The 14969-nt window shown below is 71.5% G+C and carries 16 protein-coding genes; 9 read left to right on the top strand and 7 right to left on the bottom strand.

Annotation, left to right across the window (positions count from 1 at the left end):
* Positions 1-88: 88 nt before the first annotated feature.
* The 3 genes from ACFYQQ_RS02800 to ACFYQQ_RS02790 all read right to left on the bottom strand — a co-directional run bounded on the left by ACFYQQ_RS02800 (position 89) and on the right by ACFYQQ_RS02790 (position 3525).
* Positions 89-1546 (bottom strand): catalase, encoded by a 1458-nt coding sequence (locus ACFYQQ_RS02800; RefSeq protein WP_356166846.1) that lies wholly within the window; start codon positions 1544-1546, stop codon positions 89-91.
* Positions 1547-1735: 189 nt separating this feature from the next.
* Positions 1736-2629: a 2-hydroxy-3-oxopropionate reductase gene (locus tag ACFYQQ_RS02795; RefSeq protein WP_355795096.1), complete on the bottom strand. Its 894-nt coding sequence runs from the start codon at positions 2627-2629 to the stop codon at positions 1736-1738.
* Positions 2630-2685: 56 nt separating this feature from the next.
* On the bottom strand, positions 2686-3525 hold the full coding sequence (locus ACFYQQ_RS02790) for a TIM barrel protein (protein WP_356166843.1): 840 nt from the start codon (positions 3523-3525) through the stop codon (positions 2686-2688).
* 137 nt (positions 3526-3662) lie between these two features.
* On the opposite strand from ACFYQQ_RS02790, the gene ACFYQQ_RS02785 reads away from it, so the two are divergent.
* The 7 genes from ACFYQQ_RS02785 to ACFYQQ_RS02755 all read left to right on the top strand — a co-directional run bounded on the left by ACFYQQ_RS02785 (position 3663) and on the right by ACFYQQ_RS02755 (position 9615).
* Entirely contained in the window at positions 3663-3923 is a 261-nt protein-coding gene (locus tag ACFYQQ_RS02785) for a hypothetical protein (protein WP_355786842.1), read from the top strand.
* A complete protein-coding gene (locus ACFYQQ_RS02780; RefSeq protein WP_355786845.1) occupies positions 3920-4288 on the top strand; it encodes a helix-turn-helix domain-containing protein in 369 nt (122 codons plus the stop codon). The genes ACFYQQ_RS02785 and ACFYQQ_RS02780 overlap by 4 nt, the downstream gene beginning before the upstream one ends.
* Positions 4289-4489: 201 nt before the next feature.
* On the top strand, positions 4490-5005 hold the full coding sequence (gene uraD / locus ACFYQQ_RS02775) for a 2-oxo-4-hydroxy-4-carboxy-5-ureidoimidazoline decarboxylase (protein WP_355786848.1): 516 nt from the start codon (positions 4490-4492) through the stop codon (positions 5003-5005).
* On the top strand, positions 5002-5391 hold the full coding sequence (uraH, locus tag ACFYQQ_RS02770; protein WP_355786851.1) for a hydroxyisourate hydrolase: 390 nt from the start codon (positions 5002-5004) through the stop codon (positions 5389-5391). The genes uraD and uraH overlap by 4 nt, the downstream gene beginning before the upstream one ends.
* Before the next feature lie 5 nt (positions 5392-5396).
* A complete protein-coding gene (gene pucL / locus ACFYQQ_RS02765) occupies positions 5397-6344 on the top strand; it encodes a factor-independent urate hydroxylase (RefSeq protein WP_355786854.1) in 948 nt (315 codons plus the stop codon).
* A 181-nt stretch (positions 6345-6525) separates the two neighbouring features.
* Positions 6526-7902: an 8-oxoguanine deaminase gene (locus tag ACFYQQ_RS02760; protein WP_355786857.1), complete on the top strand. Its 1377-nt coding sequence runs from the start codon at positions 6526-6528 to the stop codon at positions 7900-7902.
* A gap of 327 nt (positions 7903-8229) precedes the next feature.
* Entirely contained in the window at positions 8230-9615 is a 1386-nt protein-coding gene (locus ACFYQQ_RS02755) for a nucleobase:cation symporter-2 family protein (protein ID WP_355786860.1), read from the top strand.
* Positions 9616-9745: 130 nt separating this feature from the next.
* Here the strand turns inward: ACFYQQ_RS02755 and ACFYQQ_RS02750 are convergent, their stop codons facing one another.
* Positions 9746-10561, bottom strand: coding sequence for a chitosanase (locus tag ACFYQQ_RS02750; protein ID WP_356237818.1), 816 nt, complete (start codon positions 10559-10561; stop codon positions 9746-9748).
* A gap of 110 nt (positions 10562-10671) precedes the next feature.
* On the bottom strand, positions 10672-11526 hold the full coding sequence (locus ACFYQQ_RS02745) for a helix-turn-helix domain-containing protein (RefSeq protein WP_355794490.1): 855 nt from the start codon (positions 11524-11526) through the stop codon (positions 10672-10674).
* Between the two features lie 95 nt (positions 11527-11621).
* Between ACFYQQ_RS02745 and ACFYQQ_RS02740 the strand changes: the two genes are divergently transcribed.
* Positions 11622-12476 carry an NAD(P)H-binding protein gene (locus ACFYQQ_RS02740; RefSeq protein WP_356237819.1) on the top strand — a complete coding sequence of 285 codons (855 nt, stop codon included), beginning with the start codon at positions 11622-11624 and terminating at the stop codon, positions 12474-12476.
* On the opposite strand, the gene ACFYQQ_RS02735 is transcribed toward ACFYQQ_RS02740, so the two are convergent.
* A complete protein-coding gene (locus ACFYQQ_RS02735) occupies positions 12449-13933 on the bottom strand; it encodes an MFS transporter (RefSeq protein ID WP_388903065.1) in 1485 nt (494 codons plus the stop codon). The two genes, ACFYQQ_RS02740 and ACFYQQ_RS02735, sit on opposite strands and share 28 nt — an antisense overlap.
* Before the next feature lie 90 nt (positions 13934-14023).
* Between ACFYQQ_RS02735 and ACFYQQ_RS02730 the strand changes: the two genes are divergently transcribed.
* Complete coding sequence (locus ACFYQQ_RS02730; protein WP_355785608.1) at positions 14024-14425, top strand: helix-turn-helix domain-containing protein; 402 nt, start codon at positions 14024-14026, stop codon at positions 14423-14425.
* Positions 14426-14498: 73 nt separating this feature from the next.
* On the opposite strand, the gene ACFYQQ_RS02725 is transcribed toward ACFYQQ_RS02730, so the two are convergent.
* Positions 14499-14921, bottom strand: coding sequence for an acyl-CoA thioesterase (locus ACFYQQ_RS02725; RefSeq protein ID WP_355785611.1), 423 nt, complete (start codon positions 14919-14921; stop codon positions 14499-14501).
* Between the last annotated feature and the right edge of the window lie 48 nt (positions 14922-14969).

Here is a 14969-nt window from a genome sequence, read left to right as displayed (position 1 = left end):
ACCGCCGCGGCCCCCGTCCTGCCCGGACCAGCCGGTGGACCACCCCTCATCCGGGTCCTGGGCTGTCGCGGGCGTCCTGGGGTGAGGCTCAGTCCTCGCGCAGGGCGCGGACGGCCTCCTCCACGCGCTTGCCGTACTCGGGGTCGGCGGCGTGGAAGTGGGCGAGGTTCTTCTCGACGACGTCGTCGCGGGAGACCTGCGAGAGGCCGCCGGCGATGTTGGCGATCAGCCGGGACTTCTCGTCCGCCGACATCAGCCGGTACAGCTCGCCCGCCTGGAAGAAGTGGTCGTCCTTCGTGTGCAGCGGGGCCTCGTGCGTGCCGGTGTGGCCGGCGACGGGAAGCGGCGCCGACAGCGGGCGGCCGGTCTCGACGGGACCGTCGTAGGAGTTCGGCTCGTAGTTCTTCGCGCCGCGGCCCTGCGGGTTGGCGGCCATCAGGCCGTCGCGGCCGTAGTTCTCCGCGACCGTCGCCCGCGGGGCGTTGACGGCCAGCTGGGTGTGGTTGACGCCCAGGCGGTAGCGGTGCGCGTCCGCGTAGGCGAACAGGCGGCCCTGGAGCATCTTGTCGGGGGAGGGGCCGATGCCCGGAACGAAGTTGTTCGGGGAGAAGGCGGCCTGCTCGACCTCGGCGAAGACGTTGTCGGGGTTGCGGTCCAGCACGAGCCGGCCCACGCGGCGCAGCGGGTAGTCCGCGTGCGGCCACACCTTGGTGAGGTCGAAGGGGTTGAAGCGGTAGTCGGCCGCCTCCGCCGCCGGCATGAGCTGGACGTAGAGGGTCCAGGACGGGTTGACCCCGCGCTCGATGGCCTGGAGCAGGTCCGTCTGGTGGGAGTTGGCGTCCTTGCCCGCGATCTCCTGGGCCTGCTCGGTGGACAGGCAGCGGATGCCCTGGTTCGTCTTGAAGTGGTACTTGACGAAGAAGGCCTCGCCCTCGGCGTTCGTCCACTGGTAGGTGTGCGAGCCGTAGCCGTTCATGTGGCGGTAGGAGGCCGGGATGCCGCGGTCGCCCATCAGCCAGGTGATCTGGTGCGTGGCCTCGGGGGCGTGCGCCCAGAAGTCCCATACGTTGTCCGGCTCCTGACGGCCCGTGAACGGGTCGCGCTTCTGGGAGTGGATGAAGTCGGGGAACTTGATGGGGTCCTTGATGAAGAAGACCGGGGTGTTGTTGCCGACGAGGTCGTAGTTGCCCTCCTCGGTGTAGAACTTCACCGCGAAACCGCGCGGGTCGCGCACCGCGTCCGCGCCGCCCAGGTTGTCGGCCACGGTCGAGAAGCGCAGGAAGAGCTCGGTGCGCTTGCCGACGGTGCTCAGGAAGTCGGCGTACGTGAAGTCCGTGACGTCGTCGGTCACTTCGAAGTAGCCGTACGCGCCGGAACCGCGGGCGTGCACCACGCGCTCCGGGATGCGCTCGCGGTTGAAGCGCGCGAGCTTCTCCAGAAGGTGCTGGTCCTGGAGGAGGAGCGGGCCGCCGACGCCGGCGGTGGCGGAGTTCTGGTTGTCGGCGACCGGAGCGCCGGACTCGGTCGTAAGCACGCGCTTCGACATCGTGGACCTTCCGTACGAGGGGCAGCGGAAAGCTGCTTCCGCTTCGTGGAGCCTAGGTTCGGGGCGATCCGGGCGTCAACAGTTTGTTGAATCCCGGTGGTCGGTGCTGAGTTCCGGGCGGCGCCGCCGCCTGGGCGCGACAGGACAGGTGTCAGCGGCGGCGCCGCCCGGAGATCTAGGGGCTCTGGATCACAGCTGTGCGCCGGAGAGGCGCTCGACCGCGCGCAGCAGCGCGGAGTGGTCGAGGTCGCCGTCGCCCTGGGCGCGCAGGGACGCGACGAGCTGGGCGACCACGGCGCCGACCGGCAGGGCGGCACCGACGTTGCGGGCGGCGTCCGTGACGATGCCCATGTCCTTGTGGTGCAGGTCGATGCGGAAGCCCGGCTTGAAGTCGCGGTTCAGGAAGTTGTCCTTCTTGCGCGTCAGCACGGTGGAGCCTGCGAGCCCGCCGTTCAGCACGTCGAGAGCGGCCTTCAGGTCCACGCCCGACTTCTCCAGGAAGACCACGGCCTCGGCGCACGCCTGGATGTTCACGGCGACGATCAGCTGGTTGGCGGCCTTCACGGTCTGACCCGAACCGTGCGGGCCGCACAGCACGATGGTCTTGCCGAGCGCCTCCAGGACCGGCTTCGCCTCGTCGAAGTCGGCCTGCTCGCCGCCGACCATGATCGACAGGACGGCCTCGATCGCACCGGCCTCACCGCCGGACACGGGGGCGTCCAGGACGCGGATCCCCTTGTCCTTCGCGGCCGCGGCCAGGTCCACCGAGGTCTGCGGGGTGATGGAGGACATGTCGACCAGCAGGGCGCCGGACTTGGCGTTCTCCAGGATGCCGTCGGGGCCGTACGCGATCGCCTCGACCTGCGGGGAGGCCGGGACCATCGTGATCACCACGTCGGCGTCGCGCACCGCCTCGGCGATCGAGCCCGCCGCCGTGCCGCCGGCCGCGGACAGCCGGTCCAGCTTGTCCTGCTCCAGCGTGAAGCCGGTGACGTCGTAGCCGGCCTTGATCAGGTTCTCCGACATGGGGGAGCCCATGATGCCGAGACCGATCCAGGCGATCTTGGGAAGGTTGCTGCTCATGAGGGTGCCTCTCTACTGCTGTGCTGCGTCTGGGGGTTGCCGCGGTGCGTGGGCCGTCAGCGGGCCGCGCGCGACTCGCGCGGCAGCCAGTCGAACGCCTCGGCGCTCGGGCGGTCGCCCGGCTTGTACTCCAGGCCGACCCAGCCGGCGTACCCGGCCTTCGCGAGCCGGTCGAGCAGGTCCTCCAGCGGGAGGGAGCCCGTGCCCGGCGCCCCGCGGCCGGGGTTGTCGGCGATCTGCACGTGACCGGTCCGGTCGGCGTACCGCTCGATCACCGACGGCAGGTCCTCGCCGTTCATGGACAGGTGGTAGAGGTCCATGAGGAACCTGGCGTTGCCGAGACCGGTCGCCTCGTTCACCCGGTCGACCACGGCGACGCCCGCGGGTGCGGACACCAGCGGATAGCGCGGCGACTCGGGCGCGTTGAGGGTCTCGATCAGCAGGACCGCGCCGATCCGGTCGGCTGCGCGCGCGGCCAGGACCAGGTTCTCCAGGGCGAGCGCGTCCTGCTCGGCCGGGTCGACGCCCTCGACGCGGTTGCCGTACAGCGCGTTCAGCGCCTTGCAGCCGAGCGACTCGGCGAAGGAGGCGGCCACGTCGATGTTGGCGCGGAACCGCTCCGACTCCGTGCCGGGGAGCGACAGGGCGCCCCGGTCGGGACCGGGCAGCTGCCCGGCGTAGAAGTTCAGGCCCGTCAGCTGGACGCCCGCGTCCTCGATCGCCTTCTTCAAGGCGTCGAGCTCCGACCGCTCGGGGGTGGGGGAGTCGACCCAGGGCCACCACAGCTCGACCGCGGTGAAGCCCGCCGCGGCGGCTGCCGCGGGGCGCTCCAGGAGCGGGAGTTCCGTGAAGAGGATCGACAGGTTGACGTTGAAGCGCTGCTCTGCGAATCCCATGGGGTCGGCGCTCCCTTCCGTATCGATGTTCCGTATTGCGGAAGTTCGTTTCTGCTTAATGGAAGATTGCCGTCGGGTGTCGGAGCTTGTCAAGAGGGGGCTGCCGGAAAATCGGCACCGCGCAGTAGGTTGAGCGCGTGCGATTGAGAGTGGAGTTCACGACCGAGCCCTTCGACCTCGACGAGGCCCCCCGGCACGCGCTGGTCGCCCGTGAGGTCATCGAGGCGGCCGAGCTGGACGCCGTCGACGTCGGCCCGTTCGGCAACACCGCGGAGGGGGCCGCCGACGACGTGCTCACCGCCGTCGACGCCCTGCTTCGCAGGTCCCTGGAGGCGGGCGCCACCCGCGTCTCGCTGCAGGTCAACGTGGTCGGCGCCGCCGGGGAGGGCGATAAGTGACCGGTATCGGGGACGACCCCTTCGTCACGGCGGTCAAGCCGCTGGTCGACGCCATGGGCGGCGAGATGCTCGCGCCCGGGGAGGCCGGCGCCGACGACGTCGTGCTGTCCTGGGAGGGCGCGGACGTCGTCGCCGTACGCCTGCCCCAGCTCGCCGACTCGCTGGACCACATCCTGGCCGCCCTGGAGCGCAAGCAGGGCAGGCCCCTGGCCGACCTGGACCGCAAGGCCAAGCAGGAGGTCGTGCGGATACTGGAAGCGCGCGGCGCCTTCTCGGTGCGGCACGGCGTGGAGACCGTCGCGAGCGCCCTCGGCGTCAGCCGCTTCACCGTCTACAACTACCTGAACCGCGAGAAGGAGTCCTGAGCCGGGACACCGGACCGAGGCCCTGACCAGGGCGGACGCGGCGCGCGTGGCCGTGTCGGAACAGCCCGCGGCGAGCCGCCGCCCGTATCGTCCGGGCGGCGGTTTTTTGTTACCCGGATTTTTCAACAAAGTGTTGACGTGGTGTTTCCGAGGGCGTTAGCTATCCGCAGCCCGTCCAGCACAAGGCCACGGAGGCTTCCCGTGACGTCGAGTACGACACCTGGCGGTCTCGCCCGGTTCAACGCCCTGGAGGAGCACGCGGCCCTCGCCGCACTCCACGAGGCGTGCGCCTCCACGGCATGGGCGCGCCGCCTGCTCGCCCACCGCCCCTACGCCACCGCCGACGACCTCCTCGCCGCGAGCGACGCCGCCATGGCCGAGCTGACCCCCGCGGACCTGGCCGAGGCAATGGCCGGGCACCCGCCCATCGGGCGCCCCAAGCCCGGGGACCCGACCTCCTCCCGGGAGCAGCGCGGCATGGCCGGCGCCTCCGAGGAGCTCAAGGCGGAGATGCTCGACCTGAACCTGGAGTACCAGGAGAAGTTCGGCCACGTCTTCCTCATCTGCGCCACCGGCCGGACCGGCGAGCAGATGCGCGACGCGGTCAAGGAGCGCATCGGCAACGCGCCCGAGCAGGAGCGGGAGATCGTCCGCACCGAGCTGGGAAAGATCAACCGCATCCGGCTGACCGCCCTCGTACAGGAAGAGCAGGCATGAGCACCGACAGCACGGCCTCCGTGTCCACCCACATCCTGGACACCAGCGTCGGCCGCCCCGCCGAGGGCGTCCCGGTCCGTCTCGCCGCCCGCGGCGGGCGCGACGCGGACTGGCGGCCGCTCGGCGGCTCCGCGACGGACGCGGACGGACGGTGCAAGGACCTGCCGGCGCTGCCGGAGGGGACGACCCACGTACGGCTCGACTTCGCCGTCGAGCCGTACTTCGAGAAGAAGCAAGCCGATGCGCAGCAGGACGCCCCCGCGAACCGGGACAGCGGCGCGTTCTTCCCCGAGGTGGCGATCACGTTCGCCGTCGCACCGGGCGAGCACTACCACGTACCGCTGCTGCTCAACCCGTTCGGCTACTCCGTTTACCGAGGGAGCTAGCAGACATGACCGACCGATCCCGCCCTGCCCGCATGACCATGCTGGGACAGAACCAGTACGGCAAGGCCGAGAACCGCGTCGTGAAGATCACGCGCGACGGCGACACGCACCACATCAAGGACCTGAACGTCTCCGTCGCGCTGAGCGGCGACATGGACGACGTGCACTACTCGGGTTCGAACGCGAACGTCCTGCCGACGGACACCACCAAGAACACGGTGTTCGCCTTCGCCAAGGAGCACGGCATCGAGTCCGCCGAGCAGTTCGGCATCCACCTCGCACGGCACTTCGTGACCTCGCAGGAGCCGATCCACCGGGCGCGCATCCGCATCGAGGAGTACGCCTGGGAGCGCATCGCCACCTCCGACGCCAACTCGCGGTTCATCGGCGCCGACGAGGTCAACCACTCCTTCGTGCGCAAGGGCCAGGAGACCCGGGTCACCCAGGTCACCTTCGACGGTGAGAAGTGGGAGGTCGTCTCCGGCCTCAAGGACCTGGTCGTGATGAACTCGACGAACTCCGAGTTCTGGGGCTACGTCAAGGACAAGTACACGACGCTCAAGGAGGCGTACGACCGCATCCTGGCGACGCAGGTGTCCGCGCGCTGGCGGTTCAACTGGACCGACGACGAGCAGCGGATGCCGCACTGGGAGAAGTCGTACGAGCAGGTCAGGAAGCACATGCTCCAGGCCTTCGCGGAGACGTACTCGCTGTCCCTGCAGCAGACCCTCTACCAGATGGGTTCGCGCATCATCAACCACCGCAGCGAGATCGACGAGGTCCGCTTCTCGCTCCCGAACAAGCACCACTTCCTCGTCGACCTGGAGCCCTTCGGCCTCAAGAACGACAACGAGGTCTACTACGCGGCCGACCGCCCGTACGGCCTCATCGAGGCCACCGTCCTGCGCGACGGCTGCGAGCCGCTCATCCCGGTGGACCTCACCAACCTGTAGTACTGCCGCAGCGGCCGAACCGGGCCGCAGCAGTACTGCTGCCCTACCCCCGACGCGTGCGCCGGCGTCGACATCCCAGGGGGAGAGCGGGGGCATCTGCGCAACAACAGCACCACGGACCCGGTCGTCACCCCGCTCGACCCCCGGGTCCGTCCGCCAATGGGAAGAACGAGGAACCGCCGTGGCAGTCGAGCGCATCGTCATCGAGAACTGCGCCATCGCGACCGTGGACGCAGGCGACACCGAGTACGCCTCGGGCCACATCGTCGTCGCCGGCAACCGGATCGAGTCGGTGGGAGCCGGAAAGGCCCCCGAGAACCTGGAGAACGTGGTCCGCCGCATCGACGGAACCGGGCACCTGGCGACCCCCGGCCTGGTGAACACGCACCACCACTTCTACCAGTGGATCACCCGCGGCCTGGCCACGGACCACAACCTCTTCAACTGGCTCGTCGCGCTCTACCCGACCTGGGCGCGCGTCGACGAGCGGATGGCGTACTCCGCCGCGCAGGGCTCCCTCGCCATGATGGCCCGCGGTGGCGTCACCACCGCCATGGACCACCACTACGTCTTCCCGAAGGGCTCCGGCGACCTGTCCGGCGCCATCATCCGGGCGGCCCGCGAGACCGGTGTCCGCTTCACCCTCGCCCGCGGTTCGATGGACCGCAGCGAGAAGGACGGCGGGCTGCCGCCCGACTTCGCCGTCGAGACCCTCGACGGGGCGCTGGCCGCCACCGAGGCGACCATCGACGAGCACCACGACGCGTCCTTCGACGCCATGACCCAGATCGCCGTCGCGCCCTGCTCGCCCTTCTCCGTCTCCACCGAACTCATGCGGCAGGGAGCCGAGTTGGCCCGCCGCAAGGGCGTACGGCTGCACACGCACGGCTCGGAGACCGTGGAGGAGGAGCAGTTCTGCAAGGAACTGTTCGGCATGGGCCCGACCGAGTACTTCGAGTCCACCGGCTGGCTCGGCGAGGACGTGTGGATGGCGCACTGCGTCCACATGAACGACTCCGACATCGCCGCCTTCGCCCGCACGAAGACCGGCGTGGCCCACTGCCCGTCCTCCAACGCCCGGCTCGCCGCGGGCATCGCCCGCGTCCCCGACATGCTGGCGGCCGGCGTCCCGGTCGGCCTCGGCGTCGACGGCACCGCGTCCAACGAGTCGGGCGAACTGCACACCGAACTGCGCAACGCCCTGCTGATCAACCGCCTCGGCGCCCACCGCGAGGCCGCCCTGAACGCCCGTCAGGCGCTGCGCCTCGGCACGTACGGCGGCGCCCAGGTCCTCGGCCGGGCCACGCAGATCGGCTCCCTGGAGGCCGGCAAGCTCGCCGACCTGGTGCTGTGGAAGCTGGACACCCTGGCCCACGCCTCGATCGCCGACCCGGTGACCGCGCTGGTCTTCGGCGCGGCGGCCCCGGTCACCCTCTCGCTCGTCGACGGCAGGCCGGTCGTCGGGGACAGCCGGCTCCTGAACGTCGACGAGGACGCCGTCGCCCGCTCCACGCGGGACGAGGCACAGCGCCTCGCGCGGATCGCCGCGCAGGCCTGACCAACCGGAGATCTCCGGCTGAGGGGGACGGCCCTCGGCCGGTAGCCATGGACCCGAGCGGGGTCCGTGGTGGCCGTGTCCGGGGAACGCGCACACAGGTGCGGGTTCCCCGGGACGGTCTCCGTCGCGAGGACGCCGGGGGACCGGTGCGCCCCGCGGCGGCCATCGCCCCGGAGACCCTCTCTCCGTGACGTATCGTCCCGGTCCCGCACGACCGCGCATCACCTCCCTGAAACCCGCGTCGCCGCCGTGGCGGACGCGTAACCGACCGGAGGAGCCGCCGTGGCCGCCCAGCCCGCGCCCCGCACCGATGCAGTCCCCACTGGTGTGTCCAAGCACCCGGTGGACGAGAAACTCCCGCCCCTGAAGATGGCCGCCAGCGGCCTCCAGCACGTCGCAGCCATGTACGCGGGAGTGGTCGCCCCGCCGCTGATCGTCGGCGCCGCCGTCGGTCTGTCCGGAACCGAACTGACCTTCCTCACCGGCGCCTGCCTGTTCACCGCGGGCCTCGCCACCTTCCTGCAGACCCTCGGCTTCTGGAAGATCGGAGCCAGGCTGCCGTTCGTCAACGGCGTGACCTTCGCCGGCGTCGCGCCGATGACCGCCGTCGTCGCCTCCGCCGACGACAAGAGCGACGCGCTGCCGATCATCTTCGGCGCCGTCATCGTCGCCGGTGTCCTCGGCTTCATAGCCGCCCCCTTCTTCTGCAAGGCGGTTCGCTTCTTCCCGCCGGTGGTCACCGGCACCGTGATCACCCTGATCGGCATCTCGCTGCTGCCCGTCGCCTTCGGCTGGGCCCAGGGACCGAACCCCGCGGCCCACGACTACGGTTCGAAGACCAATCTGGGTCTCGCCGCCGTCACGCTCGTCATGGTGCTGCTGCTGCGCCGCTTCACCCGGGGCTTCGTCAAGCAGATCGCCGTCCTGCTCGGCCTGGTGCTCGGCACGCTCGTCGCGATCCCGTTCGGCGTCACGGACTTCGGGCCGGTCGCCGACGCGGACGTGGTGGGCTTCCCGACCCCGTTCCACTTCGGCGCCCCGCAGTTCCAGGTAGCCGCGATCCTCTCGCTGTGCGTGGTGATGGTGGTCTCGATGACCGAATCGACCGCGGACATGCTCGCGTTGGGCGAGATCGTGGAACGGCCCGCCGACGAGAAGACCATCGCGGCCGGTCTGCGCGCCGACACCCTCGGCTCGGCACTGAGCCCGCTCTTCAACGGCTTCATGTGCAGTGCCTTCGCGCAGAACATCGGGCTCGTCGCCATGACGAAGGTGCGCAGCCGGTACGTCGTCGCGACCGGCGGCGGGTTCCTGGTGCTGATGGGGCTGTGTCCGATGGCCGCCTCGCTCATCGCGGTCGTCCCCCGGCCGGTGCTCGGCGGCGCGGGTGTCGTCCTGTTCGGCTCGGTCGCCGCGAGCGGCATCCAGACCCTGGTGCGGGCGGGACTGGAGAAGGACAACAACGTCCTGATCGTGGCCGTCTCGATCGCCGTCGGCATCATCCCGATCACCGCGCCGGAGTTCTACCACGCCTTCCCGGAGACCGCGAAGATCGTCCTGGACTCGGGGATCTCGACCGGCTGCGTGGCCGCCGTGCTCCTCAACATCGTCTTCAACCACCTCGGCAAGAACCAGGACGCGGAGGACGTCACCCATCCCATGGAGGCGGGCGAGGAACTCGGCCCGCGTGGCAAGGCGCTGCCGGCCCACTGACGACCGGGCGCACCACGGCGGTCCGGCCTCCGGACAAGGCCGCCGCCACCGCGGCACACGGAGGGCGCGGCACCCACGCGGGTGCCGCGCCCTCCGCCGTCCGCCCCGGGCCGCTGCTCCGGGCGGCCGGTCAGCCGATGTGGAAGCTGTCCCCGTAGACCTTCCAGTCCAGCGGCGGGTTCAGGTTCAGGTTCCGCTTCTGCAGGAAGACCCGCTGGGCCGTGTCGACGCGGCTGGTGTCCGAGTGGGCCTCCTCCTGCTTCATCGCCCAGACGCGCGCGTCGAGGAAGGCGTTCAGGTACGTCACCTCGTCGCCTCCCTGGGCCGGCGGCTTGGCCTTGGCCAGTGCCCGGCGGCGGATGCTGCCGAAGCTGGTGCTGTCGCCGCCGTCGCCGTGCATCACGATGGCGTCGTAGTACGCGAACTGGCCGAGGACGCCGATGCCGTCGGACTTGCCCTGCCGGACGGCCGGGTTGAAGTACACCCGGTCGCGCTCGTCGTTCTGCGCCTGCTGGAACACCGTGTCCTGGGCGGCCCTGCGCCAGTCGGCCGGGAAGTTCGGGTCCAGACCGTCGTGCGAGTCGGTGCCGTCCACGTCACGCAGCGCCGGCAGGTACTTGGCGAGCACGTTGCCGGGCTTGCGGCGCGCGTACAGCTCGACCAGGTCGAGCATGTCGCCGGTGCCGGAGCAGAAACCGATGATCCCGGCGGTGTAGCCGCGACCGTCGCCGATGTCCTCGATGTACTTGTACTGCGCCTTCCAGTCCAGCGAGGAGTTCTCCGCGCTGGAGACCAGCTTCATGGCGATCTCCTTCTTCGCCGGGTCGTCGAGACCGACCGGGGCGGCCGTCGCCGTCTGGGTCGCGATGACCGGGGCCGCCACGAGGGAGGCTCCGATCAGCGCGAGCAGCGTGCGGCGCGAAGTACGTATGTGGGGGGTGTGCACGGTACCTCCAGTGAGGGGAGTACGTCGTTCACGAACTGTTAGGAAGGTTTCCTACCAGACTTTGCGGGTGACGTATACCCGTCAAGGACGGCGAGTCGGGAGCGCGCCGCTCAGCCGCCGGGTGCGGGACGGGCCGACCGCGAGGTCAGGGCCTGGCAGGGCTGCGCGGCGGGGAGGCGCCCGGTGAAGAACGACGTCGGCGGGACACCCATCAGGGTGCGGAAGTCGGCGGTGAGATGGGACTGGTCGTAGTAGCCGGTGGCGGCGGCCAGTTGGGCCCAGGACGTGTCCGGAGCGTGGCGGGCCCGGGTGAGGACGTGGCGCACCCGGGCGATGCGGGCGTAGTGCTTGGGGGAGAGCCCGACACCCTCCGCGAACAGGTTGCGGAGCTGGCGCTCGCTGACCGAGAGCCGGCCCGCCAGCTCACCGACGCCCGGCGGCACCCGGCCCGTCCCGGTCGACATGGCCCGGACCGCCGCGCGCAGCAGCCGGACGCGGGCCGGATCGGCGGGGGCGAGCCGCCCCGGCAGCACCCGGGCCAGCCGGGGGACCACCTCCTCCGGCTCCGACGACAGCAGTTCGCCGGCCAGCAGGCGGGCGGTGTCGGCCGGGAAGTCTCCGAGGCGCCGGACCACACCCACCAGGTCGACGGCCGGGACGCCCAGCAGCGGGCGGGCCGCACCCGGCCCGAGACGCAACTGGACGCAGGAGGCCAGGCGCTTGCCCGCGTGGTACGAGGCACGGGTGCGCGGTCCCACCACCAGGACGTCACGGCGGCCGTTCTCCTCGATCCGCACGACCACCTTCGCCGCCGTGTCCGGGACCTGGGCGAACGGCCCCGCCGGAATGCCGTCGACGGCGGTGAGACCGGCGCGGGCGAACCACGGGCTCAGGGCCGCGGGCAGCACCAGCGGTTCCTCGATGAGGGAGTCCGCGGCGGGCTTCGTCTCGTACGGGGTGCTCACCCCTTCACGGTAGACGCGGCACAGCACCCGCAGGGCCCGTGAACCGTGCCGGAATTTCCTAGCTCCGGCCGACATCCGCCCGGCACGGTGAGGCCATGATCCTAGTGACCGGTGCCACGGGCACCATCGGCAGCCACGTCGTACGACTGCTCGCGGAGCGCGGCGAGAAGGTCCGCGCCCTCACCCGGGACCCGTCCCGCGCCACGCCGCCGCCCGGGGTGGAGGCGGTGCGCGGGGACTACCGCGAGCCCGACTCGGTGGCGGCCGCGCTGGCCGGCGCGACCGCACTGTTCGCGGTGGGCGTCCTCGGCCCCGGGGACGCCGAGCAGGACGCGGCCCTCGTCGCCCTGGCGCGGACGGCGGGCGTACGCGCGGTCGTCAAGCTCTCCGCCATCGGCACCGGCGACCCGGTCCTCGGCCCCGTCGGCACCTGGCATCTCGGCGGTGAACAGGCCGTCAGGGACAGCGGGTTGGAGTGGGCGGTGCTGCGCCCCTCCGCCTTCGCCTCCAACACCCTGAGCTGGGCGGAGCCGATCCGCTCCGGCGATCCGGTGCCCGACCTGACCGGCCCCGGCACCCAGGGCGTCGTCGACCCGCGCGACGTCGCCGAGGTCGCGGTGGCGGCGCTCCTCGACCCGCGGCACTCGGGCCGCGTCCACACACTGACCGGGCCCGAACTCCTCACCACGGCCGGCCAGGCGGCGATCCTCGCCGGTGTCCTCGACCGCCCGGTTCGCACCGAGGACGTCCCCGCCGAGGCGGCCCGCGAGCGGTTCCTCGCGGCGGGCATGTCCGAGACCTACGTCGAGGGTGTCCTGGCGGGCACCGCGTACGTACGGCAGGGGCGCAACGCCGTGGTGACGGACGGCGTACGGCGGGTGCTGGGCCGGGAGCCGCGCACCTACGAGCGCTGGGCCCGCGATCACAGGGCGGCGTTCGCCGGCGGCTGACCGCCCGGCGCGGCCGTTCCCTCCGGCTCGGGGGCGGAGGGAACGCGCACCGGCCGCAGGACCCCCGCCGCCAGCACCAGCGCGGCCGCCGCGAGCCCCGTGCCCACGGCGAACGCCAGCCGGTAGCCGCCGGCGGTCGCCGCGACGGCCCGCTCGCCCTCGCCGAGCAGCCGCCCGGTGCGGGCCGCCGCGAGCGTCGTGAGCACCGCGAGGCCCAGCGAACCGCCCACCACCTGCGTGGTGTTGAAGAGGCCGGAGGCCAGCCCGGCGTCCTCCTCCCGGGCGCCCGACATGGCGAGTCCCGTCACCGCGGGCATCGCCGCCGCGAAACCGGCGGCGAGCAGGAGGAGCGGGGGCAGGACGTCGGTGACGTAGTGCCCGTCGACCGGGGCGCGGGTCAGCAGCGCGAGGCCGGCGGTGACGAGGGCGAGTCCGGCGAGCAGGACCCGGTAGGGGCCGAAGCGGGCGATCGTCCGGGCGGACAGCCCCAGCATCAGCACCCCGATCGCGACCGGCGCCGGAAGGAACGCCGTCCCGGTGAGCAACTCGCCGTAGCCCAGCACCCGTTGCAGGTACAGTGCGCCGACGTACTGGAAGCCGTACATCGCGCCGATCATCAGGACCTGGACGGCGTTGGCGCCCGTCAGGAGGCGCGAGCGGAACAGCGCGAGCCGCAGCAGCGGGCGGGCGGCCCGTGCCTGGCGCAGGGCGAAGGCGGCGAAGAGGGCGAGCGAGACCGCCGCGAGGGCAGCGGTGGCGCCGGACGTGCGACCGCCGGCCCCGACGATCGTGTACACCGTCAGCATCAGCGCGCCGGTGACCAGCGCGGAACCGGGGTAGTCGGCGCCCCCGCCGAGACCGGCACCGCGGTCCGGGGCGAGGATCCGCAGCGCGGCCACCCAGGCCGCCACCCCGATCGGCAGGTTGATCAGGAAGATCCAGTGCCAGCCGAGTGCCTGGGTCAGCGCCCCGCCGAGGAAGGTGCCCAGCGCCCCGCCGGCCGCACCGACGGCGCTGAACACCGCGATGGCCCCGGCCCGTTCGCGCGGCCCGGGAAAGAGCGCGACCAGCATGCCGAGCACGACCGCCGAGGTCATCGCGCCCCCGACGCCCTGGAGGGCGCGGGCCGCCACGAGCACGCCCCGGTCCGTGGCCACCCCGCACAGCACGGACGCCACGGTGAACACGGCGAGCCCGGCGGTGAACATCCGCCTGCGGCCCAGCAGGTCGCCGAGCCGGCCCGCGAGCAGCAGCAGCCCGCCGAAGGGGATCAGGTACGCGTTCACGACCCAGGCGAGGCCCGGACCCGAGAAGCCGAGGTCGTTCTGGATCGCCGGCATGGCGACCGTCACGACGTTGCCGTCCAGGACCGTCATCAGGGTCCCCGCGCACAGCACGGCGAGGGACGCCCGGGGGGAGTGCGGTCGCCGGTTCGGTGATCCGGTCCTGGTCGGCATGGTGAGGGCCTCCGCGTTCTCCAAAGGTGCACGACTTGTAACGGGGTACATCGTGAGTGACCATGGAGACCCGCATAAGGAGGCACCTCGATGTCCCAGGGGAACACCGGTGTTACCCCGCAGGCCGTGCTCGCGCAGGCGTGCCCGGTCCGCGAGGTTCTTGACAGGGTCGCGGGCAAATGGAGCGTGCTGATCATCGTCGCCGCCGCGCACGGCCCGATCCGCTTCACCGAACTGGAGCGCAGCGTCGAGGGCATCAGCCGCCGCATGCTGACCCTCACCCTGCGCAACCTGGAGCGCGACGGACTCGTGACGCGTACCGTCCACGCGACGGTGCCCCCGAAGGTCGAGTACGAACTCACTCCCGTGGCCCGCGAGTTGCACGCCACGCTGCTGTCCCTGACGGACTGGGCCGAGCGGCACCGCGTCACGATCGCCGAGTCCCGCGCGGCCTACGACGCCGTGCACCGGCCCGAACTGCTGGACGTCTAGGGCGAGTCGGCGGCCTGGGCCGGATCCGGTGGTCCGGGCGCGCGCCGGTGCGGGCGCGTCCGCCCGGCGGGTGTCAGAGGCCGAACGGGCCGGGGTCGTCGGCCATCGTGCGGAAGTACGCGCGCGGGTCGGCCACCAGCTTGCGTTTCGTGAGGTCCATCAGCCCGCCGACACCGGTCAGCTCGGCGGCCACCGTGCCGTCCAGCTTCCGGATCGTCTGCTCGATCCGGAACGTCTTGCCCTCGCCCCAGACGAAGGCGCAGGTCACCTCGGTCTCGTCGCCCGCGCGCAGCTCCCGCAGATAGCGGATGGTCGTCTCCAGGGCGACCGGGCCCACGCCCTCGGCCATCAGGTCGGCCTGCCGGATCCCGGCCGCCTGGAGCAGGCACCAGCGCGCGTGCTCGGCGTACTGCAGGTACACGCTCTGGTTCAGGTGTCCCTGCACGTCGGTCTCGTACCCGCGGACGGTCACACCCACGGAAAACGGCTCTGCCACGACTTCCCCTTCACGACGGTCCGGACGCGTCCGGGGCAGGCGGACGCC

The sequence above is a fragment of the Streptomyces sp. NPDC005496 genome, assembly GCF_042872045.1.
Taxonomy (GTDB): Bacteria; Actinomycetota; Actinomycetes; order Streptomycetales; family Streptomycetaceae; genus Streptomyces.
The sequence above is the reverse complement of the archived record's forward strand: the minus strand, read 5'-3'. Positions and strand labels throughout refer to the sequence as shown.

Bases quoted from the DNA above. Each gene is read 5' to 3' on its own strand.
- uraH (WP_355786851.1), top strand. From the start codon at position 5,002: ATGAGCACCGACAGCACGGCCTCCGTGTCCACCCACATCCTGGACACC.
- ACFYQQ_RS02730 (WP_355785608.1), top strand. From the start codon at position 14,024: ATGTCCCAGGGGAACACCGGTGTTACCCCGCAGGCCGTGCTCGCGCAG.
- ACFYQQ_RS02735 (WP_388903065.1), bottom strand. From the start codon at position 13,933: ATGCCGACCAGGACCGGATCACCGAACCGGCGACCGCACTCCCCCCGG.
- ACFYQQ_RS02790 (WP_356166843.1), bottom strand. From the start codon at position 3,525: ATGGGATTCGCAGAGCAGCGCTTCAACGTCAACCTGTCGATCCTCTTC.
- ACFYQQ_RS02795 (WP_355795096.1), bottom strand. From the start codon at position 2,629: ATGAGCAGCAACCTTCCCAAGATCGCCTGGATCGGTCTCGGCATCATG.
- pucL (WP_355786854.1), top strand. From the start codon at position 5,397: ATGACCGACCGATCCCGCCCTGCCCGCATGACCATGCTGGGACAGAAC.
- ACFYQQ_RS02740 (WP_356237819.1), top strand. From the start codon at position 11,622: ATGATCCTAGTGACCGGTGCCACGGGCACCATCGGCAGCCACGTCGTA.
- ACFYQQ_RS02800 (WP_356166846.1), bottom strand. From the start codon at position 1,546: ATGTCGAAGCGCGTGCTTACGACCGAGTCCGGCGCTCCGGTCGCCGAC.